The 17,619-nt window shown below is 68.0% G+C and carries 13 protein-coding genes; 6 read left to right on the top strand and 7 right to left on the bottom strand.

Features of this window, described 5'->3' with window-relative positions; genetic code table 11:
* Positions 1-28 precede the first annotated feature (28 nt).
* On the top strand, positions 29-2,323 hold the full coding sequence (locus tag C0R07_RS04090) for an NADP-dependent malic enzyme (RefSeq protein WP_019183787.1): 2,295 nt from the start codon (positions 29-31) through the stop codon (positions 2,321-2,323).
* A 425-nt stretch (positions 2,324-2,748) separates the two neighbouring features.
* Here the strand turns inward: C0R07_RS04090 and C0R07_RS04085 are convergent, their stop codons facing one another.
* Together C0R07_RS04085 and C0R07_RS04080 are read right to left on the bottom strand one after the other, a co-directional pair.
* Entirely contained in the window at positions 2,749-3,435 is a 687-nt protein-coding gene (locus C0R07_RS04085; RefSeq protein WP_102788217.1) for a basic secretory protein-like protein, read from the bottom strand.
* A gap of 8 nt (positions 3,436-3,443) precedes the next feature.
* Complete coding sequence (locus C0R07_RS04080) at positions 3,444-6,800, bottom strand: GH92 family glycosyl hydrolase (RefSeq protein WP_102788216.1); 3,357 nt, start codon at positions 6,798-6,800, stop codon at positions 3,444-3,446.
* A gap of 387 nt (positions 6,801-7,187) precedes the next feature.
* Between C0R07_RS04080 and C0R07_RS04075 the strand changes: the two genes are divergently transcribed.
* The 4 genes from C0R07_RS04075 (at position 7,188) to C0R07_RS04060 (ending at position 10,378) form a co-directional block, all read left to right on the top strand.
* On the top strand, positions 7,188-7,385 hold the full coding sequence (locus C0R07_RS04075) for a zinc-finger domain-containing protein (protein WP_070473617.1): 198 nt from the start codon (positions 7,188-7,190) through the stop codon (positions 7,383-7,385).
* A gap of 15 nt (positions 7,386-7,400) precedes the next feature.
* Entirely contained in the window at positions 7,401-8,513 is a 1,113-nt protein-coding gene (locus tag C0R07_RS04070) for a glycosyltransferase (RefSeq protein ID WP_070473615.1), read from the top strand.
* The gene (locus C0R07_RS04065; protein WP_102788215.1) at positions 8,494-9,816 is read left to right on the top strand and encodes an O-antigen ligase family protein; all 1,323 of its coding nucleotides are present in this window, start codon (positions 8,494-8,496) and stop codon (positions 9,814-9,816) included. The genes C0R07_RS04070 and C0R07_RS04065 overlap by 20 nt, the downstream gene beginning before the upstream one ends.
* 106 nt (positions 9,817-9,922) lie before the next feature.
* The gene (locus C0R07_RS04060; RefSeq protein WP_070473612.1) at positions 9,923-10,378 is read left to right on the top strand and encodes an REP-associated tyrosine transposase; all 456 of its coding nucleotides are present in this window, start codon (positions 9,923-9,925) and stop codon (positions 10,376-10,378) included.
* A gap of 91 nt (positions 10,379-10,469) precedes the next feature.
* Here the strand turns inward: C0R07_RS04060 and C0R07_RS04055 are convergent, their stop codons facing one another.
* The gene (locus C0R07_RS04055) at positions 10,470-11,390 is read right to left on the bottom strand and encodes an LpxL/LpxP family Kdo(2)-lipid IV(A) lauroyl/palmitoleoyl acyltransferase (protein WP_019183794.1); all 921 of its coding nucleotides are present in this window, start codon (positions 11,388-11,390) and stop codon (positions 10,470-10,472) included.
* Positions 11,391-11,485: 95 nt separating this feature from the next.
* On the opposite strand from C0R07_RS04055, the gene waaA reads away from it, so the two are divergent.
* Positions 11,486-12,784, top strand: a complete 1,299-nt coding sequence (gene waaA, locus C0R07_RS04050) for a lipid IV(A) 3-deoxy-D-manno-octulosonic acid transferase (RefSeq protein ID WP_102788214.1) — start codon at positions 11,486-11,488, stop codon at positions 12,782-12,784.
* A gap of 57 nt (positions 12,785-12,841) precedes the next feature.
* Here the strand turns inward: waaA and mgtE are convergent, their stop codons facing one another.
* The 4 genes from mgtE to C0R07_RS04030 all read right to left on the bottom strand — a co-directional run bounded on the left by mgtE (position 12,842) and on the right by C0R07_RS04030 (position 17,552).
* Positions 12,842-14,224: a magnesium transporter gene (gene mgtE, locus C0R07_RS04045; protein ID WP_102788213.1), complete on the bottom strand. Its 1,383-nt coding sequence runs from the start codon at positions 14,222-14,224 to the stop codon at positions 12,842-12,844.
* Between the two features lie 175 nt (positions 14,225-14,399).
* Positions 14,400-15,068, bottom strand: coding sequence for a hypothetical protein (locus C0R07_RS04040; RefSeq protein WP_102788212.1), 669 nt, complete (start codon positions 15,066-15,068; stop codon positions 14,400-14,402).
* Positions 15,069-15,526: 458 nt separating this feature from the next.
* A complete protein-coding gene (locus C0R07_RS04035) occupies positions 15,527-16,888 on the bottom strand; it encodes a TolC family outer membrane protein (RefSeq protein ID WP_019183798.1) in 1,362 nt (453 codons plus the stop codon).
* A gap of 16 nt (positions 16,889-16,904) precedes the next feature.
* On the bottom strand, positions 16,905-17,552 hold the full coding sequence (locus C0R07_RS04030) for a protein-L-isoaspartate O-methyltransferase family protein (RefSeq protein WP_102788211.1): 648 nt from the start codon (positions 17,550-17,552) through the stop codon (positions 16,905-16,907).
* Between the last annotated feature and the right edge of the window lie 67 nt (positions 17,553-17,619).

Here is a 17,619-nt window from a genome sequence, read left to right as displayed (position 1 = left end):
CCTCTCGCCCATTCATCTGCAGAAAGCGATGTCCAACGAAGATTTCAAACAGGCAGCCCTCGACTATCACCGGCTCTCGCCGCCCGGCAAGATCAAGGTCACCGCGACCAAGCCGATGTTGACCCAGCGCGATCTGTCGTTGGCGTACTCCCCGGGCGTGGCACACGCCTGCGAGGCGATCATGGCCGACCCGCAGCAGGCCAGCGAGCTCACCGCACGCGGCAACCTGGTCGCCGTGATCTCCAATGGCACCGCCGTGCTGGGCCTGGGCAACATCGGCCCGCTGGCCGGCAAGCCGGTCATGGAAGGCAAGGGCGTGCTGTTCCAGAAGTTCGCCGGCATCGATGTGTTCGACATCGAGATCGATGAAAACGACCCGGACAAGCTGGTCGACATCATCGCCTCGCTGGAACCGACCTTCGGTGGCATCAACCTGGAAGACATCAAGGCACCGGAGTGCTTCATCGTCGAGCGCAAGCTGCGCGAGCGCATGAACATTCCGGTGTTCCATGACGATCAGCACGGCACCGCGATCATCGTCGGTGCCGCCGTGCTCAACGCCATGCTGGTCACCGGCAAGAAGATCGAAGAGGTGAAGCTGGCCACCACCGGCATGGGTGCGGCGGGCATCTCCTGCGTCAACATGCTGGTCTCGCTGGGCCTGAAGAAAGAGAACATCCTCGCCTTCGACCGCGACGGCGTGATCCACACCGGCCGCAGCGATCTGGACCCGGAGAAGGCGCGTTACGCGCGTGATACCGACAAGCGCACGCTGGCCGAGATCGTCGATGGGGCGGACATCTTCCTGGGCCTGTCGGCCCCGGGCATCCTGACCGCGGACATGGTCAAGACCATGGCCAAGGATCCGGTGATCTTCGCCCTGGCCAACCCGACCCCGGAAATCATGCCGGAAGTGGCCCGTTCGGTCCGCCCGGACGCGCTGATCGGTACCGGTCGTTCGGACTACCCGAACCAGATCAACAACGTGCTGTGCTTCCCGTACCTGTTCCGTGGTGCGCTGGACGTCGGCGCGACCGCGATCAACGAGGAAATGAAGATCGCCTGCGTGCACGCGATCGCCGCGATGGCACGCCGCGAGGCCAGCGACCTGGGCTCGGCCTATGGCGATGAGACCCCGAGCTTCGGCCGTGACTACCTGATTCCGCGTCCGTTCGACCGTCGCCTGCTGGTGGAGCTGTCGGCCGCCGTGGCCCAGGCCGCGATGGATTCGGGCGTGGCCACGCGTCCGGTCGCCGACATGGGCGCCTACCGCGAGAAGCTGGCCCAGTTCGTTTACCGCACCAGCCTGATGATGAAGCCGGTCTACGACCGTGCACGTTCGGACAAGCAGCGCGTGGTGTACGCCGAAGGCGAAGAAGAAGTGGTGCTGCGCGCGGTGCAGAACGTGGTCGATGAAGGCCTGGCGCAGCCGATCCTGATCGGCCGCCCGGACGTGATCGAATCGCGTATCGAGCGCCTGGGCCTGCGCATGAAGGCCGGTGTCGACTTCGACATCACCAACATCAACGACGACCCGCGCTTCAACGATTACTGGCAGTACTACCACAACCTCACCGGCCGCCGCGGTGTGACCGTGGCCGCGGCCAAGAACCTGATGCGCTCGCGCCCGACCCTGATCGCGGCGGTGATGGTGGCGCGTGGCGAAGCCGACGCGATGCTGACCGGCGTGGTCGGCCGCTTCCACAAGAAGCTGGGCTACGTGCGCAGCGTGCTGCCGCTGGAAGCCAAGGTGACCTCCACCTCGGCGATGACCGGCGTGATCAACCAGCAGGGCGTGTTCTTCTTCGTGGATACCCACGTGCAGGAAGACCCGACCGCCGAGCAGATCACCGAAGCCACGCTGCAGGCGGCGTACCGAATGAAGCTGTTCGGCATCGAGCCGAAGGTGGCGTTGCTGTCGCACTCCAACTTCGGCAGCCACGATTCCAGGGACGCGCTGAAGATGCGTGCGGTCCGCGAGATGCTGCTCAAGCGCAACCCGCGTCTGAATGTTGATGGCGAAATGCAGGGCGACACTGCATGGGATGAAGCCCTGCGCCAGAAGCTGCTGCCCAACAGCACGCTGAAGGGCCGCGCCAACCTGTTCGTGCTGCCCAACCTGGAAGCGGCCAACATCGCCTACAACCTGGTACGCGTGTTCACCGACGGCGTGGCGATCGGCCCGATCCTGATGGGCGTGGCCAAGCCGGTGCACATCCTGACCACCAGCGCGACCTCGCGCCGCGTGCTCAACATGACCGCGATCGCGGCCGTGGATGCGCAGATCCGCAAGCAGCTGGAGGCCGAAAAGAACGGCGCGTAACCTGCCGGTCTTTTTGATCTCAGTTGCCAGAACGCGCCCTTCGGGGCGCGTTCTCGTTTCAGGCAGCGAAACCGGTGGCTCTGCCACACGCGCGCCGCACAGACGTCACCGCCCTGCAACCTCCCAGGCGCCCAATAGCACCACGCGGCCCGGCCGTGGTGGCGCTCCGGTGGGGGCGCCGCCACCCTGGGCCCGACCATATCCTCCACGGTCAGCCACGGGAACGGTGTCATGCGCGATCCACGCACGAAGCGGTATTTCCAGCAGTTGTTCGCGCTGTACGCCGGGTTGGTGGGCGCGCGCTGACCCACGAAAGCGTACCGACCAACGGTCGGTACCTACCAACACCCCGTGGGCACCGATGGCACCGGTAGTGCCGGCCGCTGGCCGGCGCCTCGCAGACGCCGATCGGGCACCCGGAGCAATCAGCGTGCCCGCACGTACTGTTCCCACAACGCCGGCAACGCCACGCCACTGAGCGTTTCCCACAACGCCGGCGTGTAGCGCCCCTCGCGCAGGGCGCCATCGAGCGCCTTCACCAGCCCGGGATGCTGCGCCTCGCTCCAGGCGAGAAACGCACCGGTCACCCGGTAGCCGGTATCGAAGTTCTGCTCCGGCTTGACCTGCGTGGGCAACGCCCAGCCGGCCCCGGCATTGTCCTCGCCGTAGCGGTCGCGGGCGTAATCGGCGATGCCTTCCACCAGCCAGCCCGGCACGCGCGCATTGGCGTACTCCGGGTAGCCCTGCACGATATGCATGGCTTCATGGGTGACCAGATCGATGTCGCCCGGGTGCTTGGCCAGCCACGCCGGGTTGATCGTGATCGTCGCCGCCTGCGCCTTCTCACCGACAAAGGCGATGCCGTCGTAACCGGGGTCGATCACGATGCCGACCTGCGTCGGCGCGGCAGGATGGAAATCGGCGCGCTCGCGCAGGTAGGCGCCGAAAAACGTCTCGATGATGCGCTCGCGCACCGGCGCGGCCAGCGCATCGCTGGGGTCGTGGTAGTGCAGGGTCACATCCTCGCGGGTCTGTGTGGTCTCGAGCGCGTGGGCATCGGCCAGCCCGGCGCCGACCACCAGGCCGGCCAACAGGCAACGGGAGATCGGCATGCGGGGCCTCATCGGGTGGTGGCCGGGGCGAGCAGTTCGACTTCGGCCAGCTGCAGGCGGCCGGGTGCCGCAATGCGCAGGCGGTACTCGGCATAGCGGCCCGGCTGGGCGATGCGGAACGGACGGGTCTGCATGGCCCAGGCGAAGGCTTCGCCCCGGCGCTGGTCGACCTGCACCCAGCGGCCCCCGGTGGTGCGTGCCTCCAGCGTCCATTCGCCGCCGCGGATCGGGCCATTGCCGCTGGTCAGGGTGTACATCGAGGGTGTACCCGCGGCGACGTTGCTGAAGGTGATCGTGCTGGAGCCGCCCAGCGGCAGCGCCGTGGCCGCGTCGTCATCGATCAGCGGCGTGGCCGCCCGGCCGTCGCCGAGCTGGGCGGTGGCGCCGCTGCCAAGCAGGTCGTGCAGCAGGGCCGGCTGCTGGCCGCGCGCGGTGAGCGAGCGCGGTGCATCATCCGGGCCGGTGCCCCAGCGCGAAGGTTCCGGGCCCATGACGAAGTCCAGCGTGGCGCCCTTGGCGAGCAGCTCGTGCGGCAGCCAGGTCCTGGTCCACGGCGTGCCGTTGACCTTCAACGACTGCACGTAGATGTTGGTGTCCGAGTTCTCCGGAGCGTTGACGGTCAGCACCGCGCCGCCCTGCAGCTCGACACGTGCGTGGCGGAACAGCGGCGAACCGATCACGTACTCCGGCGCGCCCATGCGCAGCGGATAGATGCCCAGCGACGCGAACAGGTACCACGCCGAGGTCTCGCCGTTGTCCTCATCGCCCGGGTAGCCCTGGCCGATCTCACTGCCCAGGTACAGGCGCGACAGGATCTCGCGCACATGCTGCTGGGTCTTCCACGGCTGCCCGGCATACAGGTACATCCACGGGATGTGGTGCGCCGGCTGGTTGCTGTGCGCGTACATGCCCATGCGCACATCGCGCGCCTCGGTCATTTCATGGATGGTGCCGCCGTAGGAACCGGAGAACGCGGCATCGGCGGTTTCCGGGGTGGCGAAGAACGTGTCCAGCTTGGCCGCCAGCTGCTCGCGGCCACCGTACAGCGCGGCCAGCCCTTCGCCGTCGTGCGCGGCGGTGAAGGCGAAGGTCCAGCCGTTGGATTCGGTGTAGTCATGGCCCCACACGCGCGGGTCGTAGTCCTTGGCATCCAGCCGCCAGCTGCCATCCGGTTTGCGCCCCTGGAAGAAGCCCGCGGCCGGATCGAACAGCGTGGCGTAGGTGCCAGCGCGGTGACGGAAATAATCGGCTTCAGTGGCATAGCGTTCGCGGGCGGCCGGTGTATCGGCCTGTTTGGCCAGGGCCTCGGCCATGTTGGCCACGCCGAAATCGTTGAGCGCGCCTTCCATCGTCCACGACATGCCTTCATGCACATCGGCAGTGGCGTAGCCGCGGAAGGTGGAGCGGTCCATGCCCTTGCGCCCGACATGGCGGTCCGGCGGAACCACGGTCGCATTCTTCAGCGCGGCGGCATAGGCCTCCTGCGCGTCGAAACCGCCGATCCCCTTCAGCCACGCATCGGCGAAGGCCACGTCCGAACTGGTGCCCACCATCAGGTCGGCATAGCCGGGCGAGGACCAGCGGGCGACCCAGCCGCCGGCGCGGTACTGCTCCAGGAAGCCCTGCACCAGCGCACCGGCATCGTCCTTGGTGAACAGCGCATACGCCGGCCAGGTGGTGCGGAAGGTGTCCCAGAAGCCGTTGTTGACGTAGACCTTGCCGTCGCGCACCGGCGCGAAGCTGCGCGTGGCGCTGCCGTCGGTGTTCTCGTCCGAGGCACTGGCCTGGCTGGCATAGCGCCAGTCAGGTGCCGCCGCGGTACCGGCGTTCTCGTGCCCGGAGTTGGGATAGAGGTAAAGGCGGTACAGGTTGGAATACAGCGTGGTCTTCTGGTCGTCGGTGGCGTCGCCCACGTCGAAACGGGCCAGGCGCTGGTCCCAGGCATCCTGCGCGCGTGCCGCCACGCGGTCGACATCGTCAGCGGCCGACAGCTCCAGCGTGAGGTTGTGGCGCGCCTGCTCGACCGAGATCAGCGAGGTGGCGATGCGCATCGAGACGCGGCGGTCGGCACCGGCATCGAACTTGATGTAGCCGGTCGGGCGGCCGGTCTCCACGGTGCCGCTGCTGCGCCACGGCCGGTCGAAGCTGGCCACCACGTACATGCGGGTGGCGCCGGTGGACAGGCCGCTGCGGGTGTCGGTGTAGCCGGAGAGCGTCTGTGTCGCCCCATCCAGGGTCAGCCCGCCGCGGGCATCGACATTGTCGAACAGCAGGTTGGCATCGCCCCCTTCCGGGAATGCGAAGCGGAACACCGCGGCGTGGTCGGTTGGCGCGATCGATGCCGCGATGCCGTTGTCGAAGCGTACGTCGTAGCGGTACGGACGGGCCTGTTCGTTCTCGCGCGAGAAGGTGAGCGCGCGCTTGCTGCGATCGGCCTCGGGCACCCCGCGCGTGGCCGACGGCATCACCTGGAAGGTCTGGCGGTCGCCCATCCAGGGGCTGGGCTGGTGGCTCAGTGCCAGTGCCTGCAGGCGCGGCCGGTTGGCCGCGTCGTTCTGTTCGTTCCAGCGGTACAGCCAGGTCAGCGAGCCGGCATCGGTCACCGGCGTCCAGAAGTTGAAACCGTGCGGCACGGCGGTGGCCGGGAAATTGTTGCCGCGCGAGAAGGTGCCGTTGGCCTGCGTGCCGCGGGTGGTCAGCACCCAGTCCGAGGGACGCTGCGGCGTGCTGCGCGGCTGCGCCTGCAGGTGGACGTCGTCGATCCAACCGGCGACCGGGGCGCCGGCGGCGCTGGCCACCTCCAGCTCCAGTGCGACCACGCGCCGCCCGCGCAGGGCCGGGGTGTCGCCCAGGCGCACGGCTTTGCGCGCCCACTGCTGCGGGTACAGCGTCTTCGAATCGCCCTGCGCACGCGCGCCCAGCGCCACGCCATGGTGATCGCGCGCGGCGCTGGCCGAAACGCGCGTGCCGTCGTCCAGGACCAGGTCAAGCGAGACGTAGGTCGAGGCCACGGTGTCCTTGCCGACGATCTCGGGCAGCACGAGCCAGGACAGGGTGGTATCGGCGTCGATGGTCAGATCGGTTTTGAAGAGCTGGCGGCGCGCCTCGCCACCGGTGCTGGCGTAATGCAGCGCATGCAGGCCGCTGTAACCGACGCCGGGCTTGGCCGCGTAGGGCGCGGCGGGGCCATTGCCGATCCGGACCTGCAGGGCGCCCTCGCCGGCCGCCGCGGCCGGGGCCGGCTGGCCCGGCTCGAAGGAGGTCTGCAGGCCCTGCGCGGCCGCCGGCAACGCGATGGATGCGCAGGCCAGGGCCAGGGCGAGGGGAAGGGCGCGGCGGGCGGGGCGCAGGTCGGACAGGGTCATGCAAGGGTCTCCCGGGAAGGGCAGGCGGCAGGCAGGACCCGCATCGATGGCCACGGCGGACGGCGTCGCCCCAGCCATCGGCAGACGGCAGGTAAAGAGGCGATGCATGTCCGGTGGGGGCGGGCAGGCGATCGGGTCGATGATCGGTACCGGTCGATCCTGCATCACCGGAACTGGCCCTGACAAGTGCAATTAGTTCGATCTAAATCCGGCAAATCCGTTTCATATCGAATTGTTGACAAGCAATTTGGATCGATTTAAAAGGACCGGTGATGCGTCGCCGGGCCACCAGCGGCGGCGCCAGGCACCCGCAGGGCCCCTGCGGCCTGACGCGGCCACCAGATGCTAGAATCCACGGTCTCGCAACCCCCTTTGTGTGTCCACGCCATGAGCCATACCGCCACTGCGCCCGCCAACGCCGAGAAGCGTTACACCGTGCACCGCAGCGACCTGCCGCTGAGCTGCCCGACGCCGGAAATGGCGCTGTGGAACTCGCACCCGCGCGTGTACCTGCCGATCGAAGACGAGCCCAACCGCGAGGCCGCGTGCCCGTACTGCGGCGCCGTGTTCGTGCTCGCCGACTGATCCGCGGACAACACTGTGCGCCGACTGACCGTGGTGCAGCTGCTGCCGGCGCTGCACTCCGGCGGGGTCGAACGTTCCACCCTTGAGATCGCCTCCGCCCTGGTTGCCGCCGGCCACCGGGCGATCGTCGTGTCCGCCGGTGGGCGCCTGGTCGAGCCGCTGCTGGCCAGTGGCGCCGAACACCTGACCCTGGATATCGGCCGCAAATCGCTGTTGACCCTGCGTCACGTGCTGACCCTGCGCAATCTCTTCAACGAGGTGGGCGCGGACATCGTGCACGCGCGCTCGCGGCTGCCGGCATGGCTGGGCCTGTACGCGGTACGCAATCTGCCGGCCGCGACCCGCCCACATTGGGTCACCACCGTGCACGGTCTCAATTCCCCGGGCCGCTACAGCGCGGTGATGACCAGCGGCGAGCGCGTGATCTGCGTGTCCAACAGCGTGCGCGAGTTCGTGCAGACGCATTACCCCAGGGTCCCGGCCGAGCGGCTGCAGGTGATCCCCCGCGGTGTCGATGTCGCGCAGTTCCCGCGCGTGGGCCGCCAGGACAGGCGCGCGCGTCTGGCCGTGGCCGGGCAGCATCCGGCGCTGGCCGGCGATGCGCCGCTGCTGTTGCTGCCGGGCCGCGGCACCCGCCTGAAAGGGCATCGCCACGCCCTGACCCTGCTGGCCGGGCTGCATGCTGCCGGCGTGCCGGCCAGACTGTGGATGCCGGGCACGCGCGAGCCGGGTCGCGAATCCTATGTCGCCGAACTGGACGCCCAGGCACGCAGCCTGGGTGTGTTCGATGCGGTGCTGATGACCGCGCCGACCTCGCGCATCGCGCAGGCCTATGCCGCCAGCGATCTGGTGCTGCAGCTCTCGGACAAGGCCGAAGCGTTCGGCCGCACCGTGGTCGAAGCGCTGTCGGTGGGTCGCCCCGTGCTGGGCTGGAACCACGGCGGCGTGGGCGAGTTGTTGACTCAGCTGCAACCCTCCGGCGCGGTACCCTTGGGCGACGCCGATGCGCTGTTGGCGCGCGCGCAGCAGCTGTTGCTGCAGCCGCCGGCCTTGCCGTCGCGGATCCCGTTTACCTTGCAGGCGATGCAGCGTGACACGCTCCAGCTCTATGCCTCCCTCGTCGGCTGAGACGACCCTCGTGCCCGGGTCGCCGGCCTCCCGCGCTGGCCGCTGGGCGCCGTGGTGGGTCATCGCGTTCGTTGCGCTGTGGCCGTTGCCGGGCATCGCCGAAGGCGTGCTGGTGCTCGGCGCGCTGTATGCGGCAGTGCGCATGGTGCAGCTGCGGCTGCAGGGCAATCAGCGCCTGCTCAGCAGCCCGGCGTGGGCGCTGACCAGCATCCTGTTCCTGGGCTATTGGCTGCCACAGGCAGTGTCCGCCTTCGATGCGATCGACCCCGGCACCGCGTGGCGCAAAACCGCCGCTGGCCTGCGCTACCTGCCCTTCATGTGGCTGGTTGCGATAGCCGTGGCCACCCCGCAGCGGCGCGCGCTGACCCTGGGCGGCCTGGCCGCGATCACCGGCTTGTGGACCGCCGATGCATTGGCGCAGGCCCTCCTCGGCAGCAGTCCGTTGTTCTGGTCGATGGACCAGCTCAAGTGGGCCGTCAGTGGTCACGGCCTGTGCTCGCCTGAAGAGATGGCGCTGGTGGACCGGCTCAGCGGGGTGCTCGGCCCCTGCAATCTCAAGTTCGGCCAGGTGCTGGCCAGCCTCTCGCCGTTCCTGCTGTTTGCTGCCTCCCGCCGCGCCGGCATCCTCGGCTGGTCGCTGGTAGCGGCCGCGGTGGGGGTGGTGCTGGTGCTGGCCGGTTCGCGCGCGGCCTGGCTGACCTATGCGCTGGTGCTGGTGTTCTCCGGCTGGCGCCTGATCGGCGTGCGCGGGCTGCTGGCCTGCGTCGCCTTCGGTGCGGTGGCAGCGGTCGTCCTGACCGTGACCGTGCCCCAGGTCGGTGACCGCGTTGCGCGTACCGCCATGGCCTGGGAGGGTGAGAGCGATGGCGTCAATCAAGCCCTGTCCGGCCGCGCACAGATCTGGGCGGCAGCTGCCTGCATGATCGAAGCGCACCCCATCAACGGCGTCGGCGCACGTGGCTTCCGCGACGCCTACCCGGCCTGCAACCCGGACCCTGCCGCCCAGGAAGTCTGGGGCGCGGGTCCGGCACTGCATGCGCACCAGATCGTGCTCGAGATCCTGTCTGAAACCGGCATCCTCGGCCTGCTGCTGTGGCTGGCGGCGGTCGCACAGGCGTGGCGCGCGTGGCGCTTCGCGCCGGCCCAGGCCCGTGAGCGCGCACGCCCGGCGATGCTGGCGCTGGCGGTGACCGTGTTCCCGCTCAACACGCATCTGGCGTTCTATTCCACCTTCTGGGGTGGCCTCACGCTGTTGTTGGCCGCGCTGTATGCCGGCAGTCTGTTGGCACGCGACGACGGGTAGAGCCACGCCATGCGTGGCTGCTTGTGGCCCGGGTATGGGGACATGCCGACGCACATGCGCGCCATCCACCGATGGCTCCATGCCCCGGCCAACGCACTCTCGTGCGATGGCCAGCCAACGCCTTCAACGCGGCCGATACTCGCATCCAGGGTATTGCTACGCGCTCACCACCACCACGCACGACAGGCGCAAGTGGTTCGAGGATCCCCTCAACGCAGAGGTAATCATCGACACGCTGCGCTACATGGATCGTTGCGGGGTCAGCTGCACGTTATCTTGGGTGGTAATGCCGGACCATGTGCATTGGTTGATCCAACTGCGGCAAGACACCTTGGCTCGTTGCGTGCTGCTGTTCAAATCACGCAGCAGCCGATTGTTGAATGAGCGTCTGCAGCGAAAGGGAAAGCTCTGGCAGCACGGGTACTTCGACCACGCCGTGAGAAATGAGGCATCCTTGCGCCGGCAGGCGCTGTACATCCTCGCCAACCCGATACGTGCGGGATTGGCCAGTGCGTTGGGGGAGTACCCGCACGCCTGGTCGCGGTGGCCCATGGAAGCGTAGAGCCACCCAATGGGTGGCTGTTCGCGGTCAGGCACCCTGCAGCCACTCATGGGGTGGCGCTACCGAGGGGGCAGCCACCCATGGGGTGGTTCTACCGGTAATAATCGCTGCGGCCGCCGGGCTGGCGCTTGAAGCGGCGGTGGATCCACAGGTACTGGTCCGGGGCCTCGCGCACCATCGCTTCGATGGCCTGGTTGACGCGCGCAGTATCAGCCTCGACATCCTCGCTGGGGAAATTCTCCAGCGGCGCGCCGATCTTCAGGAAGTACTTGCCGCCTTCGCGACGGTGGAAATACGGAATCACCGCGCAGCCGGTCATCCGGGCCAGCTGGTGCGTGGCGGTGATGGTCGAAGCGGTGTGGCCGAAGAACGGCACGAACACCGTGTCCTTGCCGCGCATGTCCTGGTCCGGCGCGTACCAGAGAAAGCCGCCCTTCTTCAGATGCCGCACCGTCGCGCGGATGTCCTCGTTGGCGTACATCGCCTTGGCGTAGCGCAGGCGGCCGAACTTCACCGCCCACTCGTACACCGGGTTGCGATGCTTGCGGTACATGCCGGAGAGCTCGACGTGGTCGCACAGCAGGCGGCCACACATCTCCAGCGTCATGAAGTGGCCGGACACCAGCAGCACCCCACGGCCCTCGGCCTGCATGCGGTGCAGGTGCTCCAGCCCCTCGATCTGCACCTGCGGGCGGATGCTGTCGATGCTGCCCCACCAGGCCCGGGCGAATTCAAAGATGCCCACGCCCAGCGCGTCGAAGCTGTCGCGCAGCAGGCGCTGGCGCCAGGCGTCGTCCTTCTCGGGGAAGCACAGCTTCAGGTTGACCTCGGCGGCGCGCCGGCGGCTGCTGGCCAGCCGGTAGGCCACCGTGCCGACGCCGCGGCCAAGCGCACGCTGCAGCATCCACGGCAGGCGGGCGATCGCGAAGGCGACCAGCATGAAAGCGAAGGTCGGCCAGTGGCGCGGATTGCGCAGGGACGGCCGGGTGGCGGTGGAAGCGTTATCGGACATGCCTCGATTCTAATGGATGCGCCCGGATGCGTCCCGGCAGGGCCATCACGGCGGCGCGGCGTGTCTTCCCCGCGCCGCTCCCGTATCCTTTGCCCATGCGTAAAAGCCCTGTCGAATGGATCCTGCGCGGCCTGTACTCGGCCGTGCTCTACCTGCTGTTGCCGATCACCGTGTACCACCTGGTGTGGCGGGGCTTCCGGGTGCGCGAGTACTTCCAGCGCTGGGATGAGCGCTATGCCTCCTATCCGCACTCCAGCGGCCAGCCGCGGGTCTGGCTGCACGCGGTCTCGGTGGGTGAGGTGAACGCCGCAGCGCCACTGGTGAACGCCTTGCGTGCGCTGCGTCCGGACATCCGCTGGGTGATCACCACCATCACCCCGACCGGCTCCGAACGGGTCCGCGCGCTGTGGGGCGATGCGGTCGACCACGTGTACCTGCCCTACGACGTGCCGGGCAGCGTCGGTCGCTTCCTCGGCCACTTCAAGCCGAGCCTGGCGCTGATCCTGGAAACCGAGCTGTGGCCGAACCTGCTGTTCGGGTGCCGCGACCGCAGCATCCCGGTCTACATCCTCAATGCGCGGTTGTCGGCGCGCTCGCTGCGCGGTTACCGCCTGCTGCGGCCGCTGATCGGCCGCGCGCTGCGTACCGTGACCTGTGTGGCGGCGCAATCGGCCGACGATGCCGAGCGCTTCATCCAGCTCGGCGCCCGCCCGGACCAGGTGCAGCCGCTGGGCAATCTGAAATTCGATATCGCCACGCCGAACGTGCAGGACTTCATCGCGCGCTTCCATGAGCTGGTGCCCGCCCAGCATCCGGTCTGGATCGCCGCCAGTACGCACGAGGGCGAAGAGCAGGCCACCATCGATCTGCACCGCCGCCTGCGCGAGGCGGTGCCGGGCCTGCTGCTGTTGTGGGCGCCGCGGCATCCCGAGCGCTTCCCAAGGGTGGAAGCGCTGGCCCGCGAGCAGGGCTGGAAGGTGGCCACGCGCCGCCAGCAGCAGTGGCCGCAGGCCGATACCGATGTGTTCGTGATCGATACGCTTGGCGAGTTGATGTCGTTCTACGGGTGCGCCCAGGTGGCCTTCGTCGGTGGCAGCCTGCAGGCCATCGGGGGGCACAACCTGCTGGAGCCGGCGGCAATGGGCACCGCAACGGTCACTGGCCCGCACCTGCACAACTTTGCCGAGATTTCCCGGCGCATGCGCGAGGCCGGTGCGGTGGTCATTGCCGAGGATGCCAACGGGGTCGGCGATGCACTGCTGACCCTGCTGCGCGATCCGCAGGCCCGCGAGGACATGGCCCGGGCGGGCTGCGCGCTGGTGAGCAACGGGCGCGGCGCACTGAAGCGCACCGTAGCCCTGATCGCCCCGCAGTTGCCGCCGCCGGTGGCCTGATTGCAGGCCTGATCGCAGGCCTGATCGCGCGATGCGACGACCGGGCCCGCGCCTGCGTCAGGCAGCGGCGACCAGCAGGTCGCCCAGGAAGGCGTAGGCAAAGCCGAAGTAGATGAACACGCCGAGCAGGTCCATCACCGAGGTGATCATCGGGGCCGACAGCGTGGCCGGATCCGCCCCGATGCGGCGTGCGGCGAACGGCAGCAATGCGCCGATGATGCCGCCCAGTGCGGTGCACACCAGCATGCTCGAGCCCACCACCAGCAGCACGTCCATGCCAACGCCCTTGCTGAAATAGGCCAGGACCGCTTCCAGCACGGCGATGCTGATGCCCAGCGCGGCGGCCACCGGCAGTTCGCGTTTGATCACGAACGCCACATCGCGCCAGCTCAGTTTCAATTCGCCCAGTGCCATGCTGCGGATCACCAGCGTGGCCGACTGGCTGCCGGTGTTGCCACCCATGTCCACGATCGGGGCGATGAAGGCGGCCAGCACGATCACCTGCGACAGCAGCTCTTCCTGCGCGGCCACAAAGGTACTGGTGACGATGCCGAAGCAGGTCAGGATCGCCAGCCAGAACACCCGCACGCGGAACATCTGCTTCAGTGGCGTGCTGCGAACGTCCAGGTCGTTGCCGTGCGCGCTCACCGTGCCGCCGAAGCGCGCCAGCTGCGAGGCGTCCTGTTCCTTGTCGATGTCCATCGCATCGTCGACGGTGACGATGCCGATCATGCGGTCTCCGCCGTTGGTGACCGGCAGCGCGAGTAGATCGTAGCGACGGATCAGTTCGGCGGCCTGCAGCCTGGGCCAGTGCGCCTTTGCGGCGACCGGCTGCTCATGCATGATCGAGGCGACCGTGCGGTTCTCGTTGGCCAACACCAGATCACGCAGGGCCACCGTGCCGCGCAGCCGCAGCGTGTGGTCGAGCACGAACAGGATGTTCACCGTCTCGCTGTGCAGCGCAGTGGCGCGGATATGTGCCAGCGCCTGCGCGACGGTCATCTCCGGTGAAACCCAGACATAATCGGACGTCGTCGCCGAGCCGACCGTGCCTTCGGGATAGGACGCCATCTTGAGGATGTCGTCGCGCTCGACTTTGGTCAGTGCCGGCAGCAGTGTCTGCTTGGCATCATCGCCGAGCCGGTTGTACAGATCGGCGCGGTCATCCGAGGGCATGTGTTCGAACAGCTGCACCACCGCCTCGCGCGGCATCGCGGCCAGCAGCTGATCCTGGCGTATCTCGGTGAAGTGCGCGAACAGCTCGGCGCGTGCCTGCGGGTCGAGCATCATCAGCAAGGGGAGTGTCTTGTCCACGCTCAGCGCATCGAGCGCATCGACCAGGTCGGAGGGATGCGTGGTCGCGGCGATGCTGACAAAGCCGGCCGTGTCGAGGGAAAGCGAGAGGGTGCGGATCGAGAACAGGAGGTCTTCGCGGTTCATGGTGGTTCTCCAGCAGAAAGCGGCGCGTGGGGTGACAACGCGCAGTGATGAGGTACAGGCGTGGGACGCATCGGCGTGCGCCCGGGCGAGGCAGGCAGGGGTGTGCGTGCGCGCCGCGTACGCAGCGCAGGCGGCCGGCAGGATCAGTCGGTGCGGTCAGCCGGCACGCGCGGCATTACGGCGCGGCGGCGAGATTGAGGCCGAGCGTGATCCACTGCCCGTCGCGCCGGTGGTGGGCACGCCCCGCGAGCAGATCCACGCTGGCGCCACGCCAGAGTTCGTGGCGCACGCCGAACTGGCTGCTGCGCTGGCGCGCCGCATCGCGGGCGGTTTCGGCCAGCAGTGACCACTGCGGTGCAGCCACGATTTCCACGCCGATGCCATCGGTGCGGCCCCGTGCATCGCCCATGCGTGCCCAGCCCAGGTTGAGGTGAAGCAGGGTGCGATCCGACGCGCCGAGCACCACCGTCAGCGGTGCATTGAGGCTCCAGTCGTCGGCGCGCGGGCGGTGCCAGTCGCTGCCGAGGCCGGCACTGATCGCCACGCCCCAGCGGCGCTGATCCAGATCACGCAGTACCCGCTTGGCGCCCACGGCCCACTGCGTCGTCGAGGTGGCGTGTTGATGGCTGACGCCGAGCGACCATTCGGTATCGGCGAACGTGCAGGCCGGGACGGCCGTCCAGTCGTTGCCGGCATCGGTATGGCGGCCCCAGCTTTCCAACTGGCAGCGACCGGCATCGGTGATGGAGGCGTCGTCCACCATCAGGCTGGCGGCGGCGCGGGTGTCGAGCGGAAGCATCGCCACGGCCACGAGGGGCAGGGCGAACACACGGGAAACGTGCATGGGCAATCTCCAGGCAAACGGAAACGCCAGCGGCACCCTTCTTGGGGTCGGTGGAACGGCGATACGGATGATGCGAGGCGGGCGAGCGTGTCAGCTGCGCCGGTGGGCCCCGTCCTGTGCGGACGGAACCGACCTTGGGGTCAGTGGGTCCGTCGGCTCAGGAGCAGCAACGAGATCGACTATGACTGTCCAAGGAGGGGGCCTCTGGAGGGAAAGGGAAGGTGGTGCGGGGCGGACCTTAGTCGGCCGCTGCCGGAGGGTCAAGCCCTTTTTCACGGCACGTGCCGGACTGTGGACCGGTTCACGGTGGAGAGTGTGTGCGGGTAGGCATCGCACGAAGCGGTCGCGATGGCGGCCGCCACGTGGGCAGCATCTGTGGCATGTCGCGATCACCACCTTGCACGCAAAAAAAAACCACCCGCAGGCGGGTGGTTTTTTCTCTCGCCGTGCGCCGTCGATCAGTTGACGGTGGTGCTCGGCGTGGCCGCCTTCTGGGTCAGCAGGCGGTTGATGTCCTGCAGTTCGGCGATGTCCAGCGTGCCGACGGCTTGGCCCAGCTGCAGACGGTTCTGCAGGAAGGTGTAGCGGGCGTTGGCGTAGTCCAGCTGCGCGGAGAACAGGATGCGCTGGTTCTGGATCACGTCCAGCACGGTACGCGTACCGACTTCCAGGCCGACCTGCGAGGCGTCATAGGCGCTCTGTGCCGACACGACCGCCAGGCGACGCGCTTCCACTTCGCTGATGCCCGCCACCAGGGTCTGGTAGGCGTTGCGGGTGTTGCGGTCCAGGGCGCGCTTCTGCTGCTCGTAACCGTCCTGGGCGATGTCACGCTGGGCCAGCGCCTGGCGCACGCCGGACTGGGTGGCGCCGCCGGAGAAGATCGGCACGTTCAGGGTCAGGCCGACGCTGTTGGTGCGGCGGTCCGGGCTGAAGCTGCCGCTGTCGCCGACCACATCACCCCAGCTGGCCGACTTGCCGGCAGTGGCACCGATCGACAGGGTCGGGTAGTGCGCGCCGCGGGCGGCCGAGACGCCGGATTCGGCAGCGTTGACCTTCAGTTCCTGCGCCTTCAGCGCCGGATTCTGCGCAACGGCCTCGTTCACCAGCGTATCGATGGTGGCGTACTTGGCCGGCAGCTCCGGACGGAAATCGGCCGGCAGGGCGCGCAGGTCGGTGACCGGCTGGCCGGTCAGTTCGGTCAGCGCCTGGTAGGCGTCGGCCAGGGTGTTCTGCGCGATGATCGTGTTGGCGCGCGCCTGGTCGTACTGGGCGCGGGCTTCGTGCACGTCGGTGATCGGGGCCAGGCCCACTTCCAGGCGCTTGTCGGCGAAGTCGAACTGCTTCTTGGCAGCGGCTTCGTTGGTCTGCGCGGCCGACAGCGATTCAATGCCCACCAGCACGTTGAAGTACGCCGCCGAGGTGCGCACGATCAGGTCGTCGTTGGCCGAATCCAGGGTGAAATCCGCTGCGCGGCTCAGTTCGCGCTGCGAACGCAGGTTGGCGAACTGGGTGAAGTTGAAGACCGTCTGGCTGCCGTTGATCGTGTAGTTCCGGCTCTTGGTGGTGAACGAGCTGGAGGTCAGATCATGGTTCGGGTTGGTGCGGCTGCGGTTGAGCGAGGCCTCGCCGTTGAGCTGCGGCAGCAATGCGGCACGCGCCTGCACGGCGCCTTCCTTGTCATACAGGCGGGTCGACTCGGCAGCCGAGAGCTGCGGATCGCCGTTGCGCGCCATTTCGTAGACCTGCAGCAGGTCGGCGGCAGAGGCGGTCATCGGCAGCAGGGCGGCGGCCAGCGCAAGGGCGAGGGATCGGCGGATCATTGCGGCTTCCTTGGACTCAGAGTTGGAACTGGGGTGCCGGGGCGGCACCGCGCAGGTAGTCGATATCGGTTTCGAACAGCGATTCAGTGGTGCCGTCCGCCTTGACCAGCACCGCTTCCATGACCGGGGACCGGCCACGGATCACGAACAGTCGACCGCCCGGACGCAGCCACTGGGCGAAACGTGACGGGATGACATCCACCGCGCCGGTGACGCAGATCGCATCGAAGCGGCGCTCGGTATCCCAGCTCAGCGCGTCGGCGGTTTCGATGCGGACGTTGTTGCCCAGGCCGGCGGCGTCCAGACGCGCGCGCGCGGTGGTGGCCAGCTCGGCATCGATCTCCAGGCTCAGCACTTCGCGGGCCAGCTCGCCCATGCAGGCGCTCAGGTAGCCGCTGCCGGTGCCGATTTCCAGCACTTCATCACCCGGCTGCAGATCCAGCGCCTGCAGGGTGCGGCCTCCGATGACCGGCTTCATCATCTTCTGCCCGTTGCCCAGCGGCAGCTCGATATCGGCGTAAGCCAGGGCCCGGTGCGATTCAGCGACGAACGCCTCCCGCGGCAAGCGTGCCAGTACATCGAGCACGCGGATTTCCAGCACATCCCAGGGGCGGATCTGCTGTTCGACCATCAGTTCGCGGGCGTGGGAGTAATCGATCGTCATGAGGTTCTATATCCAGCGCAGTGGGCCGGCCATTTTACCGGTGCCGGGAGCCGGCGGCGCGCTGAGA

It is taken from the genome of Stenotrophomonas bentonitica (assembly GCF_002887735.1).
GTDB lineage: Bacteria > Pseudomonadota > Gammaproteobacteria > Xanthomonadales > Xanthomonadaceae > Stenotrophomonas > Stenotrophomonas bentonitica_A.
This window is presented reverse-complemented; position numbering and strand designations above follow the sequence as displayed.

Excerpts from the sequence above, each read along its gene's own strand:
- C0R07_RS04090 (WP_019183787.1), top strand. The coding sequence starts at position 29 with ATGTCCAACGAAGATTTCAAACAGGCAGCCCTCGACTATCACCGGCTC.
- C0R07_RS04085 (WP_102788217.1), bottom strand. The coding sequence starts at position 3,435 with ATGCCGATCTCCCGTTGCCTGTTGGCCGGCCTGGTGGTCGGCGCCGGG.
- C0R07_RS04080 (WP_102788216.1), bottom strand. The coding sequence starts at position 6,800 with ATGACCCTGTCCGACCTGCGCCCCGCCCGCCGCGCCCTTCCCCTCGCC.
- C0R07_RS04075 (WP_070473617.1), top strand. The coding sequence starts at position 7,188 with ATGAGCCATACCGCCACTGCGCCCGCCAACGCCGAGAAGCGTTACACC.
- C0R07_RS04065 (WP_102788215.1), top strand. The coding sequence starts at position 8,494 with ATGCCTCCCTCGTCGGCTGAGACGACCCTCGTGCCCGGGTCGCCGGCC.
- C0R07_RS04060 (WP_070473612.1), top strand. The coding sequence starts at position 9,923 with ATGGCCAGCCAACGCCTTCAACGCGGCCGATACTCGCATCCAGGGTAT.
- C0R07_RS04055 (WP_019183794.1), bottom strand. The coding sequence starts at position 11,390 with ATGTCCGATAACGCTTCCACCGCCACCCGGCCGTCCCTGCGCAATCCG.
- waaA (WP_102788214.1), top strand. The coding sequence starts at position 11,486 with ATGCGTAAAAGCCCTGTCGAATGGATCCTGCGCGGCCTGTACTCGGCC.
- mgtE (WP_102788213.1), bottom strand. The coding sequence starts at position 14,224 with ATGAACCGCGAAGACCTCCTGTTCTCGATCCGCACCCTCTCGCTTTCC.
- C0R07_RS04040 (WP_102788212.1), bottom strand. The coding sequence starts at position 15,068 with ATGCACGTTTCCCGTGTGTTCGCCCTGCCCCTCGTGGCCGTGGCGATG.
- C0R07_RS04035 (WP_019183798.1), bottom strand. The coding sequence starts at position 16,888 with ATGATCCGCCGATCCCTCGCCCTTGCGCTGGCCGCCGCCCTGCTGCCG.
- C0R07_RS04030 (WP_102788211.1), bottom strand. The coding sequence starts at position 17,552 with ATGACGATCGATTACTCCCACGCCCGCGAACTGATGGTCGAACAGCAG.